23 protein-coding genes and 1 tRNA gene are annotated in these 20,235 nt (G+C 72.8%); 12 read left to right on the top strand and 12 right to left on the bottom strand.

All coding sequences use genetic code 11. From position 1 onward, the window contains the following. Positions 1-65: 65 nt before the first annotated feature. Complete coding sequence (locus Asera_RS08530; RefSeq protein ID WP_030449061.1) at positions 66-449, top strand: cupin domain-containing protein; 384 nt, start codon at positions 66-68, stop codon at positions 447-449. Beyond that, a complete protein-coding gene (locus tag Asera_RS08525; RefSeq protein WP_030449062.1) occupies positions 446-847 on the top strand; it encodes a hypothetical protein in 402 nt (133 codons plus the stop codon). Before Asera_RS08530 ends, Asera_RS08525 begins: the two co-directional genes overlap by 4 nt. Positions 848-882: 35 nt before the next feature. Here the strand turns inward: Asera_RS08525 and Asera_RS08520 are convergent, their stop codons facing one another. After that, on the bottom strand, positions 883-2,049 hold the full coding sequence (locus Asera_RS08520) for an MFS transporter (protein WP_035298312.1): 1,167 nt from the start codon (positions 2,047-2,049) through the stop codon (positions 883-885). Between the two features lie 75 nt (positions 2,050-2,124). Here Asera_RS08520 and Asera_RS08515 point away from each other — a divergent pair, with 75 nt between their 5' ends. Continuing rightward, entirely contained in the window at positions 2,125-3,030 is a 906-nt protein-coding gene (locus Asera_RS08515) for a LysR family transcriptional regulator (RefSeq protein ID WP_030449064.1), read from the top strand. Positions 3,031-3,098: 68 nt separating this feature from the next. On the opposite strand, the gene Asera_RS08510 is transcribed toward Asera_RS08515, so the two are convergent. From Asera_RS08510 to Asera_RS08500, 3 genes are all read right to left on the bottom strand, one after another. Then, a complete protein-coding gene (locus tag Asera_RS08510; protein ID WP_051802893.1) occupies positions 3,099-3,857 on the bottom strand; it encodes a WecB/TagA/CpsF family glycosyltransferase in 759 nt (252 codons plus the stop codon). Between the two features lie 78 nt (positions 3,858-3,935). Then, positions 3,936-5,009: an NAD-dependent epimerase/dehydratase family protein gene (locus Asera_RS08505; protein WP_030449066.1), complete on the bottom strand. Its 1,074-nt coding sequence runs from the start codon at positions 5,007-5,009 to the stop codon at positions 3,936-3,938. A 267-nt stretch (positions 5,010-5,276) separates the two neighbouring features. Next, positions 5,277-6,071: a hypothetical protein gene (locus tag Asera_RS08500; RefSeq protein ID WP_157035126.1), complete on the bottom strand. Its 795-nt coding sequence runs from the start codon at positions 6,069-6,071 to the stop codon at positions 5,277-5,279. A 222-nt stretch (positions 6,072-6,293) separates the two neighbouring features. Here Asera_RS08500 and Asera_RS08495 point away from each other — a divergent pair, with 222 nt between their 5' ends. Then, entirely contained in the window at positions 6,294-7,559 is a 1,266-nt protein-coding gene (locus Asera_RS08495) for an aspartate kinase (RefSeq protein WP_030449068.1), read from the top strand. Positions 7,560-7,565: 6 nt separating this feature from the next. Continuing rightward, on the top strand, positions 7,566-8,648 hold the full coding sequence (locus tag Asera_RS08490; RefSeq protein WP_051802890.1) for an aspartate-semialdehyde dehydrogenase: 1,083 nt from the start codon (positions 7,566-7,568) through the stop codon (positions 8,646-8,648). Positions 8,649-8,797: 149 nt separating this feature from the next. On the opposite strand, the gene Asera_RS08485 is transcribed toward Asera_RS08490, so the two are convergent. Genes Asera_RS08485 through Asera_RS08475 form a run of 3 tightly spaced genes read right to left on the bottom strand, consistent with a single transcriptional unit; the run spans position 8,798 to position 10,976 of the window. Beyond that, positions 8,798-9,733: a glycoside hydrolase family 113 protein gene (locus Asera_RS08485; RefSeq protein WP_030449070.1), complete on the bottom strand. Its 936-nt coding sequence runs from the start codon at positions 9,731-9,733 to the stop codon at positions 8,798-8,800. Further along, positions 9,733-10,383: a TetR family transcriptional regulator gene (locus Asera_RS08480; RefSeq protein ID WP_084132620.1), complete on the bottom strand. Its 651-nt coding sequence runs from the start codon at positions 10,381-10,383 to the stop codon at positions 9,733-9,735. The genes Asera_RS08485 and Asera_RS08480 overlap by 1 nt, the downstream gene beginning before the upstream one ends. Before the next feature lie 50 nt (positions 10,384-10,433). Continuing rightward, positions 10,434-10,976 (bottom strand): DoxX family protein, encoded by a 543-nt coding sequence (locus tag Asera_RS08475; protein WP_157035127.1) that lies wholly within the window; start codon positions 10,974-10,976, stop codon positions 10,434-10,436. A 95-nt stretch (positions 10,977-11,071) separates the two neighbouring features. Here Asera_RS08475 and Asera_RS08470 point away from each other — a divergent pair, with 95 nt between their 5' ends. Further along, entirely contained in the window at positions 11,072-11,602 is a 531-nt protein-coding gene (locus Asera_RS08470; RefSeq protein ID WP_030449073.1) for a TetR/AcrR family transcriptional regulator, read from the top strand. Positions 11,603-11,668: 66 nt separating this feature from the next. Then, positions 11,669-12,322, top strand: coding sequence for a hypothetical protein (locus Asera_RS08465; protein ID WP_157035128.1), 654 nt, complete (start codon positions 11,669-11,671; stop codon positions 12,320-12,322). Positions 12,323-12,965: 643 nt separating this feature from the next. Here Asera_RS08465 and Asera_RS08460 read toward each other — a convergent pair. After that, entirely contained in the window at positions 12,966-14,435 is a 1,470-nt protein-coding gene (locus Asera_RS08460) for a diguanylate cyclase domain-containing protein (protein WP_051803089.1), read from the bottom strand. 236 nt (positions 14,436-14,671) lie between these two features. Here Asera_RS08460 and Asera_RS08455 point away from each other — a divergent pair, with 236 nt between their 5' ends. Next, positions 14,672-14,980 carry a hypothetical protein gene (locus tag Asera_RS08455; RefSeq protein ID WP_157035224.1) on the top strand — a complete coding sequence of 103 codons (309 nt, stop codon included), beginning with the start codon at positions 14,672-14,674 and terminating at the stop codon, positions 14,978-14,980. A gap of 250 nt (positions 14,981-15,230) precedes the next feature. Here Asera_RS08455 and Asera_RS08450 read toward each other — a convergent pair whose 3' ends face one another. Beyond that, positions 15,231-15,401: a hypothetical protein gene (locus tag Asera_RS08450; protein ID WP_157035223.1), complete on the bottom strand. Its 171-nt coding sequence runs from the start codon at positions 15,399-15,401 to the stop codon at positions 15,231-15,233. A gap of 213 nt (positions 15,402-15,614) precedes the next feature. Here Asera_RS08450 and Asera_RS08445 point away from each other — a divergent pair, with 213 nt between their 5' ends. Further along, on the top strand, positions 15,615-16,046 hold the full coding sequence (locus tag Asera_RS08445; RefSeq protein WP_030449851.1) for a GNAT family N-acetyltransferase: 432 nt from the start codon (positions 15,615-15,617) through the stop codon (positions 16,044-16,046). Between the two features lie 71 nt (positions 16,047-16,117). Here Asera_RS08445 and Asera_RS08440 read toward each other — a convergent pair whose 3' ends face one another. Beyond that, on the bottom strand, positions 16,118-16,900 hold the full coding sequence (locus Asera_RS08440) for a dienelactone hydrolase family protein (protein WP_157035222.1): 783 nt from the start codon (positions 16,898-16,900) through the stop codon (positions 16,118-16,120). Between the two features lie 117 nt (positions 16,901-17,017). On the opposite strand from Asera_RS08440, the gene Asera_RS08435 reads away from it, so the two are divergent. From Asera_RS08435 to Asera_RS08425, 3 genes are all read left to right on the top strand, one after another. Beyond that, positions 17,018-17,503, top strand: a complete 486-nt coding sequence (locus Asera_RS08435) for a GNAT family N-acetyltransferase (RefSeq protein ID WP_030449849.1) — start codon at positions 17,018-17,020, stop codon at positions 17,501-17,503. A 138-nt stretch (positions 17,504-17,641) separates the two neighbouring features. Next, positions 17,642-18,172, top strand: a complete 531-nt coding sequence (locus tag Asera_RS08430) for a hypothetical protein (RefSeq protein WP_030449848.1) — start codon at positions 17,642-17,644, stop codon at positions 18,170-18,172. Positions 18,173-18,203: 31 nt separating this feature from the next. Continuing rightward, positions 18,204-18,932 carry an SDR family oxidoreductase gene (locus Asera_RS08425; RefSeq protein WP_030449847.1) on the top strand — a complete coding sequence of 243 codons (729 nt, stop codon included), beginning with the start codon at positions 18,204-18,206 and terminating at the stop codon, positions 18,930-18,932. Between the two features lie 211 nt (positions 18,933-19,143). Here the strand turns inward: Asera_RS08425 and Asera_RS08420 are convergent. Together Asera_RS08420 and Asera_RS08415 are read right to left on the bottom strand one after the other, a co-directional pair. After that, positions 19,144-19,220: transfer RNA gene (locus Asera_RS08420), tRNA-Pro, on the bottom strand. 86 nt (positions 19,221-19,306) lie between these two features. Further along, the gene (locus Asera_RS08415) at positions 19,307-20,197 is read right to left on the bottom strand and encodes a metallophosphoesterase (protein WP_030449846.1); all 891 of its coding nucleotides are present in this window, start codon (positions 20,195-20,197) and stop codon (positions 19,307-19,309) included. Between the last annotated feature and the right edge of the window lie 38 nt (positions 20,198-20,235).

The raw sequence follows: 20,235 nt of genomic DNA, 5'->3' as shown, positions 1-20,235 counted from the left end.
TCCGGGCTTCGGCGAGGTCCCGATCCGCGGGCTTCGACCCGACCCGATCCGAGGAGGCCAGACCAATGCCACGCACGAACAAGAACGAGGCGCCCGTGTCGGTGGACGAACCGGTCATCGAGGGCCGGTACGTCGAACTCGGCCCGTACACGGTCGGCTTCGAGACGATGAAGCAGGACATGGACCCGGCACCGCTGTTCCACGGGCTGCCGGACGACCGGTGCCAGGCACCGCACTGGGGTGTGGTGCTGCACGGCTCCCTGGTGTTCCGCTACCCCGACCACGAGGAGACCTACCGCGCGGGCGATGCGTACTACGGCGCGCCGGGGCATCTGCCGCTGCTGACCGCCGGCACCGAGATCGTCGAGTTCACGCCGACGGCGGACCTCGCCGCGACGATGCGGGTCCTCGAGGCGAACCTGGCCGCGTCCCGGGCGGCGTCGTCATGACCGTCGCGGGCACCGACCTGGCCGGCGCCCTGCTGCGGTTCTTCGCGACCGGACAGGCACCGGCCGGGCTGTTCGCCCCGGACGCGTTCCTCGACCTCAGCGTCCCGCAGTGGCGGCAGCAGGCCGACGGGGCCGACACGCTCGTCGCGTTGCGGCGGCGGCTGCACCCGTCCCCCGGTACCGTGCCGCGGCACCGGGTCGACCCGACCCCGACCGGTTTCGTGGTCGAGTGGGAGGAACGCTGGACCGCCGACGGCCAGGACTGGTACTGCCGGGAGATGGCCCGGGCCGAGGTCACCGGCGGCGCGATCAGCGCCCTGTCGGTCTACTGCACCGGCGACTGGGACGCCGACACGCAGGCCCGGCACGCAGCCACCGTCCCGCTCGTCCGACCCTGACGAACCCCGGGCGGCTGGGCCGACCCTGACGGCGGTCACCGGGCGGCGGTGCGGAGGGCGACCGGGAGGCAGCCGGCCAGCAGGGCCGCGGCGGTGAGCACGAAGGCGACGGCGAAGCCGGCGTGGGTGGCGAGGCCGCCGAGCAGGATGCCCCCGACGCCGGTACCGGCGTCCAGCGACATGTTCCAGACGGCGCTGGCGGTGCCGTGCCGGCCGGCGCCGGCCCGGTCGAACAGCAGGACCAGGGTCTGGTTCTGGGCGGCGCCGAACCCGGCGCCGAGCAGCAGCGCGCCGAGCAGGGCCGCCGCGGTACCCGGGCCGGTACCGACGTGCCCGCCGAGGCCGACGAGCGCCAGCCCGGCCGCGGCGGTGACCACCGCGACCGGCAGGATCGCCCGCACGGTGGCGGTTCCGGGCACGCGGTCGGCGAGTTGCCCGGCGCCCCACCGGGCGGCCAGCGCGGCGGCGCCGAAGACGGCGAGCACCGCGGCGGAGGCCGCCGGTACCGACAGCGGCGCGAACGTGATGATGCCGGTGGCAACGACGGCGATCGGCAGCATCACCGCGACCGGCCCGGCGATCGCGGCGAGCGGCGGCCGGCCGGTGTCGGCGGGTGGTGGCGGCGCCTGGGTGCGGCGGATGGCGAGGATCGCCGCACCGGCGGCGAGCGGCACGACGGTGCTCGCGACGAACAGCGCCGGGTAGCCGACCAGGTCGACCCCGGCGACGGCGACCGGCACCAGCGCGACGTTGGGCAGCGCGACGGCCAGCCCGTACGCACCGCTGGCCCGGCCGCGGCGCCCGGGTGGCGCGAGTTCGGCGACCAGCGCGCTGCCGGAGACGGTGAGCAAACCGAACCCGATGCCGCGCAGCGCGGACACCGCGATCAGCGGCGCCATCGCGTCGGTCAGCGCGTACCCGATGGTCGGCGGCACCATGACCGCCACGCCGGCGGCGAACGTGGCGTGGTAGCCGACGCGCCGGCCGAGCAGCGGTACCAGCGCCTGGGTGAGCACGGTGGTGAGCATGAACACACTGGTGGTGGCGCCGGCGCCGGCCGGGCTGGCGCCGCCGCGCGCGGCCCACGCGGTGACCACCGGCAGCAGTACCGCGTAGTTGGCGAAGGCGCCGACGGTGGCGACGAGCAGGGCCGGGAAGCCGCTCCGGGTGGGGGCGGCGACGGGCTCGCAGGTGACGGACACGCTTCCTGTCTAAGGGCGCAGCATCCATCACGTCAAACGAATGTTGCTGATGTGACCCATCGCTACTGTTGATACATGGAGCTTCGCCTGCTACGCACCTTCCGGGCGGTCGCCGCCACCGGCAGCTTCACCCGCGCCGCCGCCGACCTCGGGTACGTGCAGTCCAACGTCACCGCGCAGATCAAGACGCTGGAACACGAGGTCGGCGCGCCGCTGTTCGAGCGGCTCGGCCGGCGCATCGTGATCACCGACGCCGGTCGCCGGCTGGTCGAGTACGCGGACCGCATCCTCCGGCTCGCCGACGACGCCGGCGCCGAGCTGCGCGCCCTCTCGGCCGGCGACGGCGAGCTCGTCGGCACCCTGCGGATCGGCGCCGCCGAAACCCTCTGCGCGTACCGGCTGCCGCACGTGCTGCGCGCCCTCGCCGACCGGCATCCGCGGCTGCGGGTGGTGTTCCGGCCCGCGTCGCGGACCGAGCTGCTCGCCGACCTGTCCGCGGCCCGGCTGGATGCGGCGCTGCTGCTGGAGGAGCCGATCGCCGGCACCGGGCTCGCCGTGGAGCCGCTCGCGGCCGAGCCGCTGCTGCTGGTCGCCGCCCCCGACCACGCGCTCGCCAGCGCGCCCTCGGTGACCCCGGCCGATCTCGCCGACCAGCCGTTGATCCAGGTCGAGGAGGGCTGCGCGCACCGGGAGGTGTTCGACCGGCAGCTGCGCGCCGCCGGCGTCGCCCCGCCGGTACTGGCCGAGTTCGTCAGCCTGGAGGCGGTCAAGCAGTGCGCGGTCGCGGGCCTCGGCGTGGCGATGCTGCCCGCCGTCGCGGTTGCCGGCGAGCTGCGCCGCGGCGACCTCGTCACGCTCTCCTGGCAGCCGGACGCGGACGCACCCGTCCTGCACACCCAGGCGGTCCGGCTCGCCCGCCGCTCCCCGACCCCCGCCCTCACCGCCCTGCTCGACCTGGCCCGTACCCAGTGGGCCGCCTGATCGCGACAGCCCGGCTGGGGAAACCGCGAGCGTGTCCGCGTTCGGCCTGGGCTGAGAAAGCCGGCGGGTCAGACGGCGAAGGTGTCGGCGGGGGTGGTGGTGGGTTCGGCCGGGCAGGCCCGCCAGAGGTGGCTGGCCTGGGCGCCGAGCCGGGCCAGGTAGGCGGGGTTGAGGATCAGGTAGCGGCGCCACAGCCGCTTCGGCTCCAACCCCAAGCGCCACAACCATTCCAGCCCGCGCTGCTGCATCCACGGCGGCGGCTTGCGCAGGTCGCCGGCGTGGTAGTCGAACGCGGCGCCGACCGCGAGCAGCGGCATCGACAGCAGCGGCCGCATCGCGTGCACGAACACCTCCTGGCGCGGGCAGCCCAGCCCGACCAGAACGACGCGGGCGCCGGAATCGGCGATCCGGCGGGCGATCTCGGCCGGCTCACCCGGCTGCGCGGAGCGGAACTTGGACGGCTCCGCGCCGGCGATCTTGAGCCCGGGAAACTGCGTGGTCAGCGCCGCGGACAGCCTGTCCAGCACCGGCTGGGTCGACCCGTACAGGTAGATCGGCAACCCCTCGGCGGCGCACCGCTCGACCACCTTGAGGGTCAGCGTCGGGCCGTACGTGCGGTCCGGCAGCTGCGCCTTGTGCAGCAGGTTCAGCGCCCAGCGCACCGGCTGCCCGTCCGGCGTGACCACGTCGAACGAGTTGAGCCGGGCCTCGTGCGCCTTGTCCTGCACCCCGGTCATCACGCCGTGCACGGCGAGCGCGGTCAGCGCCAGCGGCCGCGCCTCGCGCGCCGCGGCAAGCACCTTGTCGGTCGCGGCCTCGTAGTCCATGGCGTCCACGCAGACGCCGAGCACGTTGCCCTTGCCCCGATCGATCACGACCTGCCGCCCCTCACCGGTACCGCCGCGTCACGCCTGCGGCGTCCAACGCTCGGCGTTCGCCTCGTACATCTCGCGCAGGATCGCCGGCACGTCGTACTGCTGCTTCCAGTCCGGGTAGTGCTCGCGGAACCGGCCCATGTCGCTGACGTACCACTGGTGGTCCCCGGTACGCGCGGTCTCGTCGTACACGTGCCGCATCTCGATGCCGGAGATCTCCTCGGCGAGCGTGAAGGCTTCCAGGTGCGAGCAGTTGGACTGCCGGCCGCCGCCCAGGTTGTACACCTCGCCGACCCGCGGCGCGCGGAAGAACGCCTCGAACGCGGTCACCACGTCGTTGCTGTGGATCGCGTCCCGCACCATCTTTCCCTTGTACCCGTAGATCGTGTAGACGCGGCGCTCCATGTTGCAGCGCATCAGGTAGGCGAGGAAGCCGTGCAGCTCGGCGGCGGAGTGCGCCGGGCCGGTCAACGTGCCGCCGCGGAACGCCGCGGTCTTCAGGTCGAAGTAGCGGCCGTACTCCTGCACCAGCACGTCCGCGGCGACCTTGGAGACGCCGAAGATCGAGTGCAGCGAGTGGTCGATGGACATGTCCTCGCGGATGCCCTCGTAGTAGGTGTGCGCGGGATCCAGCTCGTACCGCGTCTCCTGCTCGACCAGCGGCAGCCGGTTCGGGGTGTCGCCGTACACCTTGTTGGTGGAGGTGAAGATGAACGGTGCCTCGGGTGCGTGCAGCCGGGTGTTCTCCAGCAGGTTCAGGGTGCCGACCGCGTTCACGTCGAAGTCGGTGAACGGCTCCTTCGCGGCCCAGTCGTGGCTGGGCTGCGCCGCGGTGTGGATCACCACCGCGATGTCCCTGCCGTACCGGGTGAACAGCGCCGCGACCGCGTCCCGGTCCCGGATGTCGATGCTGTGGTGCTCGTAGGAGCCGCCCAGCTCGGACTTCAGCTGCTCCACCTGCCAGGCGGTCGAGCCGTCCGCGCCGAAGAAGTAGCCGCGCATGTCGTTGTCGATGCCGACCACGGTCAGGCCCAGCTTGGCGAAGTGCCGTACCGACTCCGAACCGATCAGGCCGGCCGAGCCGGTCACGAGTGCGACGCTCACAAAATCTCCTTCGGCCCTGCGTTCGGTGCGGGGCCGGCCGGCCCCGTTGCCGCGGCCCATCGTAGCGGCGCCGGGCCGCTGGACGCGGGCCGGCGCCTGGGTGCGCTGGTGAGACGGTGGGATGGCGCGGTATTGCCGGCGAGACGGAGAGGATCGGCACGGTGGGACCACCGGCGAGACGGTGGGGCTACCGGCGCGGCGTGGGACGGCACGGTACTAGCGGCTGGCCGGTGCGAGTGGTGGTGCAGCGGCGGTGCCGGGCGGGGATCAGCGGGCTGCGGACGGCGAGGCCGAGGCGGAACCGGACGCGGAGGCGGAGGGCGTCCGAGACGGGGACGGGGAGGTCGTCGGGACCGCACCGCCGGCGGCCACCGGGCCGGGCAGCCTGACCGACTTCGGCGCCGCGGCGGCCGAACCGACCAGCGTCAGCGAGCCGATGCTCAACCGGGCACCGGTGACCACACCGTCGTCGGCCAGGCAGTACGTGCCGGACGGGACCGGCGAGGACAGCGACGCCGCGGTCGGCTCGACCGAGAAGCAGGAGCCGGGCACCCCGGTCGGGTTCTTCGCCGAGTCGATCGACAGCGCCTCGCTGCGGTCGCCCAGGATCCCCAGCCAGGACAGCCAGAGCCGCTCGATCTTCGGGTCGTACTTCGCCGGCACCGAACCGCCCTTGCCGGCCACCCGGGCGCAGGACTTCGGGTCGCCGAGCCCGCACTGGTACACCCCGGCGGCGTTGCCGGCGACCGCCACGTCGGTGCCGCCGCCGAGCCCACCCTCGGGTACGTCGAAGCGCCAGGAACCGTTGGTGGCCAGCGTCACGGTGATCGTCGAGGTCGTCTTCCGGCCACCCGGCGAGTACTCGTAGCGGGCCACGTACCGCTTGTCGGCGGCGGCCGCGACCAGGCCGGCGAGCCGGTCGGCCGGGCTGCCCTCGTCGTGCGCGGCCGGGGTCGGCGACCCGGTCGGTGCCGGTGCCTTCGCCCCGCCGCCGCAACCGGTCAGCGCCGCCGATGCGGCGACGAGCAGTACGGGCATCAGTGCTGCGGTCCGAGTACGCACCCGGTCATTGTGGGTGGCCGGCGCACGGATCTTGGGGAGGCCACGCAGGGCGCGTCCCCGGTCACCCGGAGCACGGAATTCCGGAACCTGCACCGGCCGTACCGCGTGTGAGCGATTCATCGCATGCTGGGACGTGGGGTGGCCGCAACCTGCCCGGCCGGTACCCTGGCAGCGCCAGATCGACCTGAGGGCCATCCGGGCACCCTCGCAGAAGGGGTAGGTGTGACACTCGTCGTCCAGAAGTACGGCGGCTCATCGGTCGCCGACGCGGAGCGGATCAAGCGGGTAGCCGAGCGCATCGTCTCGGCCCGCAAAGCCGGCGACGACGTGGCGGTCGTGGTCTCCGCGATGGGCGACACCACCGACGACCTCCTCGACCTGGCCCACCAGGTGTCCCCGCTGCCGCCCGGCCGCGAGCTGGACATGCTGCTCACCTCCGGCGAGCGCATCTCGATGGCGCTGCTCGCGATGGCGATCCACAACCTCGGGTACGAGGCGCGCTCGTTCACCGGTTCCCAGGCCGGCGTGATCACCACCTCGTCGCACGGCAAGGCGCGGATCATCGACGTGACCCCGGGCCGGCTGCAGAGCGCGATCGACGAGGGTGCGGTCGCGATCCTGGCCGGGTTCCAGGGCATCGCGCAGGACACCAAGGACATCACCACCCTCGGCCGGGGCGGTTCGGACACCACCGCGGTGGCGCTGGCCGCCGCGATGCACGCCGACCAGTGCGAGATCTACACCGACGTGGACGGCGTGTTCACCGCCGACCCGCGCATCGTGCCGACCGCGCACAAGCTCGATACCGTGACGTACGAGGAGATGCTGGAGCTGGCCGCGTCCGGGGCGAAGGTGCTGCACCTGCGCGCCGTGGAATACGCCCGCCGGTTCAACATGCCGATCCATGTCCGCTCGTCGTACTCGACCAAGCCCGGCACGATCGTCGCCGGCTCGATGGAGGATCTTCCCGTGGAACAGGCACTGATCTCAGGGGTCGCGCACGACCGCAGCGAAGCCAAGATCACCGTCCTGTCGGTGCCGGACGAGCCCGGCCGGGCGGCCAAGATCTTCCAGGTCGTCACCGACGCCGAGATCAACATCGACATGATCGTGCAGAACGTGTCGACCAAGGCCACCGGCCGCACCGACATCTCGTTCACGCTGCCGAAGACCGACGGCGCGGCCGCGATGACCGCGCTGCAGAAGACGCAGGGCGAGATCGGCTTCGAGGGCCTGCTGTTCGACGACCACATCGGCAAGGTGTCGCTGGTCGGCGCCGGGATGCGGTCCAACCCGGGCGTCGCCGCGACGTTCTTCCGGGCGCTGTCCGAGGCCGGCGTCAACATCGAGATGATCTCCACCTCGGAGATCCGGGTCTCCGTGGTGTGCCGCGACACCGACCTGGACGAGGCGGTCCGCGCGCTGCACGAGGCGTTCGACCTCGGCGGCGACGAGGAAGCGGTGGTCTACGCCGGTACCGGTCGGTGATCGGCGGTGGCCTCGAACGAGCCGGCGAGAGGCGCCGCGCCGGCGCCGTGCCTGGCGGTCGTCGGCGCCACCGGCGCGGTGGGCCGGGTGGTGTGCGAGCTGCTGTCGTCGCGCAAGAACGTCTGGGGTGAGATCCGGCTGATCGCCTCCGCGCGGTCGGCCGGCCGGACCCTGCCGGTCCGCGGCGAGCAGCTGACGGTACGAGAACTCGCCCCGGAGGCGTTCGACGGCGTCGACGTGGCGCTGTTCGACGTGCCCGACGACGTCGCCGCCGAATGGGTACCGATCGCGGTCGAGCACGGCGTGACGGTGGTGGACAACTCCGCCGCGTTCCGGCTCGACGCGGACGTCCCGCTGGTCGTACCGGAGGTGAACCCGGAGCGGATCCGGGACCGCGGCAAGCACATCGTCGCGAACCCGAACTGCACCACGCTGGCGATGATCGTGGCGATCGGTGCACTGCACCGGGAGTACGGGCTGCGCGAGCTGATCATCTCCACCTACCAGGCCGCGTCCGGCGCCGGCCAGTCGGGCATCGACACGCTGCACGACCAGGTCACCAAGGTGTCCGGGGACCGTACCGTCGGGACCCGGGCCGGCGACGTGCGGCGCACCGTCGGCGACGAGCTCGGCCCGTTCCCGGCGCCGCTGGCGCTGAACGTGGTGCCGTGGGCGGGTTCGCTGCGCGACCACGGCTGGTCGTCGGAGGAGCTGAAGCTGCGCAACGAGTCCCGCAAGATCCTCGGCCTGCCCGACCTGAAGGTGTCCGCCACCTGCGTCCGGGTCCCGGTGGTGACCGGGCACTCGGTCACGGTGCACGCGGTGTTCGGCGCCGAGGTCTCCGCCGACGACGCGCAGGAGATCATCAAACAGGCGCCGGGTGTGGTGCTGGTGGACGACCCGGCCGAGGGCGAGTTCCCGACCCCGGCCGACGCCGTCGGTACCGACCCGACCTGGGCCGGCCGGGTCCGCCGGGCGCTGGACGACCCGCGCGCGCTCGACCTGTTCCTGGTCGGCGACAACCTGCGCAAGGGCGCCGCGCTCAACACCGTCCAGATCGCCGAACTGATCGCCGCCGAACCACACTGACGCACGTACCCGCCGGCAGCCGGCGTCACGCCGAGCCAGACTGACGCACGACCCCCGGCAGCCACGTCGCGCCGGACCTCGCTGACGCGGGCGCCCGCCGGCGGTCGGTGCCGCCGGCGGGCCAGGCTGACGCGGGCGCCCGGCGGCGGTCAGTGCCGGTAGCGGTCGGCCATCGCGGCGAACACCGCCCGCGGGGTCCGCACCCCGTCGGGGCCGACGCCGACCACGCCGTACGAGCCGAGGTCGGCGTCGCCGGTGCGCAGGAAGTCGGCGAAGGTGAACCAGAGCGCGGTGTGCACGCCCGCCGCCTCGAACACGTCCAGCAGCTCGGTGAGGTACCGCACCTGTTCCTGCTCGTCGCGCTCCGCGCCGTCGGGTACCTGCCAGGCGGTGCCGCCGCGATCCCCGGCGCCCCGGTACGGGCAGGTGCCGAACTCGGTGACCGCCACCGGCTTGCCGTGCCGGAACTGCTCCTGGAGCAGCTCGCGGTAGCTCTCGGCGTTGTGCGCGGCGCGGTAGGCGTCGACCCCGACGAGGTCGTACGGCGCCCAGTCGACCGCCTCCCACGGGCCGGAGGCGTAGCTGACCGCGCCCCCGAAGACGGCCCGGACCCGGGCGACGGTCGCCGCCAGGAACTCGTTGACCCGCTCGGTGACCGGGCCGAGCGACAGCCACCAGTCGAGGTCGGCGGCGGCGATCGCGGCCAGCCGGTCACGGTAGGTGTCGCCGGGCAGGAAGCCGGTGGCGAACAGGCTCAGCTCGCAGCCGGTCAGGTACACCACCTCGGCGCCGCGCCGGCGCAGCCGTTCGGCCCGGGTCGCGCCGTCGACGAACAGCTCCGTCATCCGCTCCGGCGGCAGGTCGACCGGGAACGGGCAGTACCAGACCCGCAGGCCGCGTTCGGCCGCCGCCTCGGCCGCGACGTCGAGCCGTTCCAGGTCACCGCCGGAGATGCGCACCGTGTCGCAGTGCAGGCGATCGACGATCGTGTCCATGTCGCGCCGCACCGCGTCACGGTCGTACCCGGGACGGCTGGCCAGCCCGGGCAGGAACCCGGTGTCGTAGTTGATCCCCCGGCCGTCCATCACGCGCCTCCTCGGATCGGTCCGTCGCCCGGCACCGGGGCGTCGGTGTCGGTGAGCGCGCGGGTACCACGGGCGAGCAGGTCGAAGGCGAGCTCGACGTCGGCGGCGAGGGCCCGCGCCGCCTCGCCCGGCGCGACGCCGTCGGCCAGCCGCCGGAAGTACGCCTCCTGGATCGTCAGCGCTGCCGCGGCGATCTGCCCGGCGACCAGCTCCGCGGCCCGCTCCCCGTACGCCGGGGCGAGAGCGGCGGTCAGCGCGGCGCGCTGGCGGTGGCGCAGGGTGTGCGCCGCGGCGCCGAGCTTCGGGTTGTCGACGATCACCCGGATGCGGGCGAGCAGGCCCTCGATCTCGGCACCGGTCGGCGCCTCGGCCGCGACGACCCGGTAGTGGCCGCGGAGCGCGGCGACCGGGTCCTGCCCGGCCGGGCGGTCGCGGACCACCGCGGCCAGGTCGTCGTCGCCGACATCCTGGACGACCAGCGACTCCTTGGTCGGGAAGTAGCCGAACAGGCTGGCCCGGGAGACGTCGGCGGCGGCGGCGATCTCGGTCATGGTGACGGCGTCGAAGCCGCGCTCGGCGAACAGCCGGAGCGCGGCCTCGGTGATACGGTGGCGCGTCTGCGCCTTCTTCCGCTCTCGGAGCCCGGTCATGCCACGAAGCCTAAATCAGACTCGATGCAAAAACAAACCGAGTCCAAAATCTAGCCGATGATCGCCACGGCCACGCAGCAGGCCAGGTAGAGCAGCTGCTCGAGGGTTCGGGGCAGCAGCGGGGTGTGCAGCCCGACACGGCGCCGGGCGGCGTGCGCGTTCGCCGGGAACACCGCGAGCAGCAGCAGGCCGAGGCAGGCCGCGGCGAGCCGGTCGGTCGACGGCACCAGCAGACCGACCGCACCGAGCGCCTCCAGTACGCCGGTCAGCCCGACGAGCAGGGCCGGCCGGGGCAGCCGCGGCGGGACCATCGCGACCAGCGCGGCGCGCGGCGGGCCCAGCCGGCCGGACGCCGCGACGAGGAACAGCAGTGCCAGCCCCGCCCGTACCGGGGTGCGCCAGCCGTCGAGAGCCGGCACGGCGAGGCCGAGCGCGGCGGTACCGAAGGCGCCGACGACGAGCGCGGTGAGCGTGATGTTGCCCAGCACGAACCGGAGCGCGCGCGGCGGCCGCCCCGCCGCGACGGACCCGGACGTTGCTCGCGGGGTACCGGACGTGGGTCGCTCGGTGCCGGACGTGGGTCGTTCGGTCATGGCGGTCATCTGGCCCTCCTGAAATCTTGTCACTGGCTAGATTGCCCGGAGGACCGCATCTTGTCAATGGCTAGATCGCGGCTAGAGTGGGCCGCATGGCGTACCACCACGGACAGTTGCGGGAGGCGATCCTCGCCGCCGCCGTCGAGACGATCGAGGCCGGCGGCCTCGCCACCCTGAGCCTGCGCGACCTGGCCCGACGAGCCGGCGTCTCACACGCCGCGCCGGCCCACCACTTCGGTGACCGGGCCGGCCTGCTCACCGCGCTCGCGACGGACGGCTTCCGGCTACTGGCCGAGGCGTTGACCGATGCCGGCGAGAACTTCCTGGAGCGTGGCGTGGCCTACGTACGGTTCGGCACCCGGCACCGCGGCCACTTCGAGGTGATGTTCCGCCCCGACCTGTACCACGGAGACGACCCCGACCTCGTCGCCGCCCAGAACCGCGCCTCCGACCTGCTCTACTCCGGCGCCGCCACCGTCGACGCGGACGCCGCGACCACCGGCCTGGCCGGCTGGGCGCTGGTGCACGGACTCACCTCGCTGTACAACGCGGGTGCGCTGCCCGATCAGCCGGACGACGCGACCGCCCTGGCGCGCCGGGTGGCCGCCCGCCTCGTCCGCTGAACCCTCTTGCCCTTCTTGGCTAATGCTATTAGCTTTAAAGCTATCAACACTAACCAAGGAGTCCTCGTGAGCAGCCGCGCCCTTCCCGTCGCCCGTCCCTGGTATCGCAGCCTCGGCACGGTGCCCGCCCTCGCCGGCATCGGCTTCGCCCTGTCCTGGGTGGCCGGGCTGTCCGTGTCGCCGGTGTCCACCGACCCGCACGCCACCGGTACCCAGGTGATCGCCGACCTGTCCGGCCACACCGTCGCGCAGACCGCCCAGTACCTGCTGACCGAGGGGCTGCCCGCGATCGGCATCGCGATCGTCGCGGTCGCCGTCGCGCGGCGCGCCCGCTCCCGCACCGGCCGTGCCCTCGCCGGTACCGGCCTCGTCGCCGCCCTGCTCTCCCTCGTCATGTGCGGGCTCGGCCTGCACCTCACCCTCTGGGACGCGCCCCGCGGCAACACCGCCACCGCCGGCCTCCTGTTCGACACCATCAGCCGGGTCGACGGGGTGAAGATGGCGCTGCTCGGTGTCATGGCCGCGATCGGCGTCGCGCTTGCCGGCCGGGGCCTGCCCCGCTGGGTCGCCTGGCTGGGCGCTGCCGTCGCCGTCTCCATGACCGTCTGCGCCGTGGGCTACGCCTTCCTCCTGCCCCTCCCCGCCCAGGCGGCCATCGTCGCCCTCCCCCTGCTCATCATCTGGACCACCGCCACCGGCATCACCACCTCCCCCCGCTGACCCCCGGGTTTCTGGCGCCAACGCCCGCTCTGCCGCGGCGCCGCTCGGCGTGCGGGTGTAAAGGCCACCTCTGTTCACGCTTTGACCCCGCGTGGGGGAATGCGAGGAGAGGGCTTCGCCCCCTCCTCGCGCTCCTTCCCCGCCAAGGGGATTCCCCTTGGCCATCCCCTTACCCATCCCGGTGACGATGCCCCTCGACGCCCAGTGCCCGTCGAAGAAGACCGGGGCCCGGCCCGGCATGTCCATCACGCCAACGCCCGCCTCGCAACGCGTCGCTTCGTGTCCCGGCGGCCCACAGACGGGTGGGGGGTTTGGTTTGTCGTGGCGGGCTCGGCGGCGATGGGTAGGCCGCACCGACACCCCGTCGTTCCGAAACGGGCCAGGCGGGGTCAGGATCTCGTCTCTGGTTTTCCGGTGGGGGATTGTCAAGGGGGCGACTGCCCCTTGACGGGGAGGGGTGTGGGGAGGGGCGAAGCCCGCTCCCCACGGTCCCCCCACGAGGGGTGAAAGAAGGAACAGAGGTGGGCTTTACACCGCCAGCACCAGCGCGCCAGCGCCGACGGGGGTGGGCTTTACATCGCGCGCACGCGAGCCGGGCACCGGCGCTTCGGGTGTACCTCAGCGCATAGAGGTACGTACAGGGCTAGGGTTCGGTGACCGTGGGCGGCAGCACCATCAGGGGCCGGGACACGGCGCCGGACTCGGCGAGCTTGGCCCCGTCCCGGCCGGAGCGCTTGACGGCGTAGAGCGCATCGTCGGCCCGCCGCAGCGTGTTCTCGGCGGTTTCGCCGGGCTCGCGCAGGGCGACGCCGACGCTGATCGTACGGCCGACCCGACGAGCCGCGGCGACGAGCCGTTCGGCGACGGCCTGTGCCTCGGTCTCGTGGGTCACCTCGACGACGGCGGCGAACTCGTCCCCGCCGATCCGGTACAGGTCGTCCTCGGCGCGCAGGGTGGCCTGCAGCGCGCGGACCAGTTCGACCAGGAGCCGGTCGCCCTCCTGGTGCCCGTACGTGTCGTTGACCGCCTTGAACTGGTCGACGTCGAGCGCCAGTACGGCGGTTCGGGCGGGTTGGGCGCGGGCGAGCCGTTCGGTGAAGCGGCCGTGGTGGCCGAGGCCGGTGAGCGGGTCGGAGCTGGCCCGCAGCCGCAGCTGGCCGACCAGCCGGACGCGTTCCAGGCAGACCAGGGTCTGGGCGGCGAGCAGTTCGAGCAGGCTGACGGTGACGGTCTCGGGTACGTCGACGCGGTGGTCGACCGCGAGCAGCACGCCGCCGTCGTCGTGCCGGCCGCCGATCGGTACCGCGATCATGGTCCGGATGCCGGCCTCGGTGAGCGACTCGAACCCGCGGGCGTCCAGGCTTTCCGGGTCGCCGAGGCTGTAGGTGGAGCCGTGCCGGCGGGTACGGGCGGCGAGCAGTGCGAGCGCCGGCCGGTCGGCCATCACCAGCAGCCCGGCGAGCGGGCCGCGCGCCGCCTGGATCCGGGTGTCGCTGCCGGTGCCGACGGCGATCGCCGCCGAGGACAGCCCCGAGATGTCCTGCGTCGCGGCGAGGCAGCGTTGCAGGACGGCGGGCTCGTCGGCGGCGGCGGACAGTTCGACGGCGTGCCGCAGCAGCTGCTGCCCGGCGCTCTCGGCGGGCAGGCCGCCGAGTCCGGCGATGCGCTCGCCGAGCACCTGCGCCGTCCGCTCCAGCGCGGCGCGTACCTGCTCGAGCGGTGGGCTCTCGGCCGACTCGATGTTGACGACGCCGAACGGTGGGCCGTGCGGGCCGACGATCGGCGTGCAGACCTCGGTACGCACGTCCGGGTCGAGCGGGATGTAGTCGGGGTCGGCGCGCACGTCGCAGACCTCGGCGGCCTTGCCGGTGCGGAAGACCCGGCCGATCACGCCGGCGTCGGACGGCACCCCGTCGAACACCTGCCAGGCCCCGGCGGCGCCGAAGCAGCGCAGCCGGCCGCGCAGGTCCAGCAGTACGGCGATGGTGCCGGGCAGTTGCTCGGCCAGCGCCCGTACCGCCGCCTGGCAGGCATCCGGTACCGACGGCGCGATGGTCACCGTGGTCGCCAGCGCGTCGACGAGCCGTCCCTGATCGATGCCGTCGGTGCTCACGTGCCGGGGCCGAGCCTTTCTGTCGTACCGCAACGCCGAGCAGAGCGCTGGCCGGCGCGATGATCTCTCTCCGTCTCTATCGAGTGTACGTTGAGTAGCCATTGCCAGGGACGCGCGCGCCCGTTGCGCCGATTCCGGGCTCGATGTCCGATCCTCTCCACCCAGTGAAACCGGACACACCCGTTCGGGGGGTGGTCGGCTCCCGCCTGCACATCCCGAGCGGCAAGATGACGGAGGTGACCAACGCCGCACACACTCTGCTATCGCAGTCACTCCCCCGTTACGAGACACTCCCGGCCGGTCAGGTTCCGTCGGCCGGTGAGGTCGTGCACCTGACCGGACGCGCCTCGCCGCAGTTCGCGCGCGAATCGATCCTGTTGCAGGTCGTCAAGGTCGAGCCGTCCAGTGTGGACGCCAGCAGGGGCCGGTCGCCGGGCCGGGCGGGCTGGCTCTATCTGACCGGATGGGAGCTCGACCACAACCGGCGGCACCGGACCGAGCGCACGGTGCTGGTGAACGCGGCGGGCCTGCTGGTCCGCCGTTGACGCGGGGCTGCGGGTACGGCGCGGCCCCGCGGACCACACGGACATGCCGTGACACCGGTGCGGTGTCACGGCATGTCCGTTCTGCACTTCCTGTCAACGGTGTCAGCCAGCGATCGTCCTGAGTGGACCATCCACGGTGGACACGCGGTGCCGACACGACTGACGGCCGGCAGCTGCCGGCCGTCAGGGAAACATCGTCATGGTGCCACCGGGGGGCGTGGTCGACGCCCCGACGGCTCTGCAGCGGCTATCAGTGCTGGCCCGTCACCCGCTCCGCGCGGATCTCGGCCAGGGTGCGGCGGATCGCCTGGTGGCGCTGAGCCAGGCGCTGGGCGCCCTCGTACGGGTCGGCGACCGACGCAACGGCGCTCCCGCCACGGTGCGGCCAGGACAGCAGCCGGCGTCGGATCCGGTCCAACATCGTTCCTCCCTGCTCGGTCAGGCGGGCGGAAAGCCGGCAACACGCACCGGTTCTCGCTCGCTGCAACTTGCTTGGAGTTCTGGGGAGTCCAACGGCGGAACGGCCGGTAGGTCACGGACAGAACATTCATGATCACTCAAAGGGTGTAACCGCATCGATCGATGCCTGGCCGTCTCGCATCAGTCGAGCGGCGCGACCTCTACAGTGCCGGGCATGGGTGTCGAAATCGAGGTGGTCCGTACCGTCTCCGGCGACATCGCCGAGGCATTCCGCCGGCTGCTGCCGCAACTGTCCAGCTCGGCCGCACCGCTGGACGGCGACGCACTGCAGGCGCTCGCCGACCATCCGGCGAACCGGCTGCTCGTCGCGCGCGCCGGCGGCGAGATCCTCGGCACCCTGACACTCGTCACGTTCCCCATCCCGACCGGGGTACGGGCCTGGATCGAGGACGTCGTCGTGGACTCCGCCGCCCGCGGCCAGGGGGTCGGCGCGGCGCTGGTCACCGCGGCGGTCGAGCTGGCCCGCACCTCCGGCGCCCGTACCGTCGATCTGACCTCACGGCCGTCCCGGGAGGCGGCGAACCGGCTCTACCGCCGCCTCGGCTTCACCGAACGCGCCACCAACCTCTACCGCATCACGACCTGACGCCACCGCCGCCACCGCGCCACCGCGCCGCCGTCCGGGCCGGCCCGGCGCCGCGCGCCCCGGCGGCATCCTCACCTGCCGTCGCCCGCGGGCCGCACCGCGGTCAGCCGCCGGACGAGGAAATCGCACCACGCGGCGATCGCCTCCTCGCCGGCCGTACCGTGCCCGCCGGGGAACGCGATCAGTTGCTTGTCCGCCGAGCCGAGCCGATCGAACAGCTCGAACTGGCCGGCGCGACCGAACAGCTCGTCGTCCCACTGCAGGTGGAACAGCACGGGCGTGCGTACCCGGGCCGCATCCGCGGCGAGTCGCGGCGCCATGTCCATCCCGGCCGGCAGCTCGTCCGGGTGGCGCAGCCCGAACTTGCCCAGCACCGCACAACGGAGCAGGTCGCCGGCGGCCGCCACGAACGGGAGGCCGAACCGGGTCCCCATCGACAGGCCCAGGTAGCCGACCCGGACGGCGTCGATCTCGTCCAGCGCGGTCAGCACGTCCCGGGCCGCCCGCCAGTCGCCGACCATGCCGTCGACGACGCGCTCGATCCCCGCCGCCGCGATCCGCTCCTGGTACGCCGGCACGGCCCGGTCCCCGTGGTACGGGCCGTCGATCGCGGCCGCGGCGATCCCCGCCGTACCGGCGAACCAGCGACCGAGCCGCAGCTGCCGCGGCGCCCGCTTGTGCCCGCTCCCGCCGTGTCCCAGCAGTACCAACGGAACCGGCGCCGCCGGCCGCGCCGGCAGCCACACCACCCCGGGCACCGTACCCACCTGGAACCCGCGCTCCACCACCCCGCCCGACACGACCTCCGCCGCCCACCGCGCCACCCGCGCACCCGTCCCCACCCTGTCGTCCACGACCGCCACGCTACGAGGGTGGCCGGATCGAGGGGGTCCCGGCGGCAGACGTCGGACGCCTTCTTCCAGGACTTAAATCGGCGGCGGTGCCGTGGCCACGTCGGTTACGTTCGCGCGATGCCCACACTGGAACTGCTGCGCGCCGACCATGCGAAGGCGCTGCTCGCCTTCGAACGGGAGAACCGCGCGTTCTTCGCCGCGATCATCCCGGACCGGGGTGACGAGTTCTTCACCCGGTTCGACGAGATGCTGGCCGACCGGATCGCCGAACAAGCCACCGGTGCCTGCCTGTTCCACCTGCTCGTCAACGACGACGGCTCGGTGCTCGGGCGGTTCAACCTGGTCGACATCGCCGACGGCGAGGCCGAACTGGGCTACCGGGTGGCCGAGCACGCCACCGGCCGGGGCCTCGCCACCGCCGCGGTGGCCGAGCTGTGCGTCCGCGCCGCCACCGAGTACGGCCTGACCACGCTGCGCGCCCGCACCACGCTCGCCAACGCCGCCTCGCGCACCGTGCTGACCCGCAACGCGTTCACCCCGGGCACCGAGACCGAGCTCAACGGCAAGGCAGCCCTCACGTACACCCGCCGGCTCGGTACCTGACCGTCCCGCTCCCGGACGGATCTCGTACTCGGCCAGCGATAAAGTGATCTTCCTCGGCGGGGTCGCCCGCTCGGCGACCCGGAGGCTCGCGTGCGGCGAAAAGCGTTGGTTGGTCTACTCATCCTGCCGCTCCTGACGATGACAGCCTGCGGTTCGGTCGCCGCGAGCACCCAGCACACCACCGATGCGCGCAGCACGCCGCCGGCGAGCGCGTCCACCAGCCCGACGAGCGCACCGCCGGCGGACGGGCTCCCGTCCGGACTGGTGCTCGGCCCGACGGGGCTGGGACCGCTGCGATTCGGCATGACCACGAGGCAGGCCAACGCCACCGGGATGCTGGCCGCGCCGGCCACCCGCGCCCCGGAAGCCAACCGCTGCGCCCAGTACCCGCTCGTCGGCGGCACCGTCCAGGACGCGTTCGTCCTGATCTCGCCGGACCGCGGGGTGGTCGAGATCGCGCCGCCCGCCACCGTGCCCACCCCGCAAGACATCGCCGGCGGCGCGACGCTCGCGCAGGTGCGGGCCGCGTACCCGCAGTTGGCCCAGTCCTACAACGGCACCAAGCTGGCCCCGGTCCCCGGCAACCCGCAAGCCCGCTACCGCTTCGCCATCGCGGACGGCAAGGTCCTCGCCATCACCATGATCGGCAACGAGGACTGTGCCACCTGACCCGACCGGTTCGTCCGCAAGGATCGAGGCCATGAGATTCGACAACCATCGCGTCGTCGTCACTGCTGCCGGCCGGGACTTCGGGCGAACTCTGGCCATCCGGTTCGCGGAGCTCGGCGCCGAGGTCCTGCTGTCCGCGCGCAGCCTCGCCGCCGCCGAGCGGGTCCGTGACGAGATCCGCGGCCGAGGCCACCAACGGGTACACGCCTATGCTTGCGACCTCACGGATCCCGCCTCGATCCGGGATTTCGCATCGGGCGTCGCCCAGCGCGTCGACCGGGTGGACATCCTCATCAACAACGGCTCGCGCTACCTCGACGGGCCGGATCTCCGGTCGGTGTCCGACGACGATGTCGTCGACACGATCGCATCCGGTGCCACGGGCACGATCCTGGCCGTGAAGCACTTCCTCCCGCTGCTACTCAGCTCGGACAAGCCGGATGTGGTGACGATGGTCTCCGCCTGCGGAACCGCCGGGCATCACCGCTCCGACGCGCACGACGCCTTCTACGCGGCCAAGAGCGCGCAGGCCGGGTTCACCGAGATCCTCTCCAGGCGGCTACGTCCCCAAGGGGTGCGAGTGATCTCGCTGTACCCACCCGACTTCGACAACTCCGACCCACTCTCGCCGGACTGGACCTCCACGCCGCGGGAGGCCACGAACGCCCTCACCGCACAGTCGCTCGTGGAGTGCATCCTGTTCGCAGTCGCCCAGCAGCGCGACTGCTTCATCAAGTCCTTCCACTTCGAACAGGCCTGACCGGGGCTCGTGCCGGCGGACGTTCCGATCAACGACGTGCAGCGGATCATGGCGGCACGGGCCAGCCGTGACCACGCCGGGCCTGGCCACGCACGCGTCGCCGGACCGTCCACGGAGGTGTGTGCCGACTTTCTGCTGACCGGGGAGCCAAGTTTGGCCCCGGAGACGCCGAGAGCCCATCCGAAGATGGGCTCTGAGCTGCCGTGATGGCTGGTCGGGGTGGCGGGATTTGAACCCACGGCCTCTTCGTCCCGAACGAAGCGCGCTGCCAAGCTGCGCCACACCCCGGTGGTGCGGACGCAATACTAGCGGACTGCCGTGGGTGGGCGCGAACGCGGGGTACGCCGCCCCGGACCGACCGCGGGCGCCGGCGGTCAGGAGCGGGGTACGAGGGTGAGCAGGGTCGCTTCCGGTGGGCAGGCGAACCGGACCGGGGCGTACGGGCTGGTGCCCAGACCGGCGGAGACGTGCAGCCAGGCGGCGCCGTACCGGTGCAGGCCGCGGGCGCGGCGGCGGTCGAGGCCGCAGTTGGTGACGAGGGCGCCGAAGCCGGGCATCCGGACCTGGCCGCCGTGGGTGTGGCCGGCGACGATGAGCTCGAAACCGTCGTCGGTCATCGGGTCGAGCACCCGCGGCTCCGGCGAGTGGGTCAGCCCGATGTGTACGTCGGCGACCCGGTCGACGCTGCCGGCGACCGCGGCGTAGTCGTCGCGTTCGATGTGCGGGTCGTCGACGCCGACGAGCTGGACGGTCCGCCCGCCGGCCTTGAGCACGCTGCGGGCGTTGTTCAGGTCGACCCAGCCGTGCGCGGCGAGCACGTCACGCAGGTCTTCGACGGGCAGGTGCACGCCCTGCCGGTACACCCGGTTCGGGTTGAAATAGGTGAACGGGTTCTTCAGGATCGGGCCCTGGTAGTCGTTCGAGCCGAACACGAACGCGCCGGGTGCGGTGGTCAGCAGCGGCTGCAGCGCCCGCAGTACGCCGGGCAGCGAGCCGGGGTGGGCCATGTTGTCGCCGGTGAGCAGCACCAGGTCGGGGTCGAGCGCGGCGAGCCCGGCCGTCCAGTCCTGCTTGCGCCGCTGGTCGGGCATCATGTGCAGGTCGGAGATCTGCAGTACGCGCAGCGGCTCGGCGTCCGGCGCGAGCACGGGCACGTCGTAGCGGCGCAGGGTGAAGCGGTTGCGCTCGATCAGGCTGGCGTACGCGAGGGTGGCCGCACCGGCGGTGAGCACCCCGGCGGCCAGCAGCGTGGTCCGACTCCGCATGCCGTCACTGTAGTGATCCGGCCCGGGACCCCTCCGAC

Source organism: Actinocatenispora sera, from assembly GCF_018324685.1.
GTDB lineage: Bacteria > Actinomycetota > Actinomycetes > Mycobacteriales > Micromonosporaceae > Actinocatenispora > Actinocatenispora sera.
This window is presented reverse-complemented; position numbering and strand designations above follow the sequence as displayed.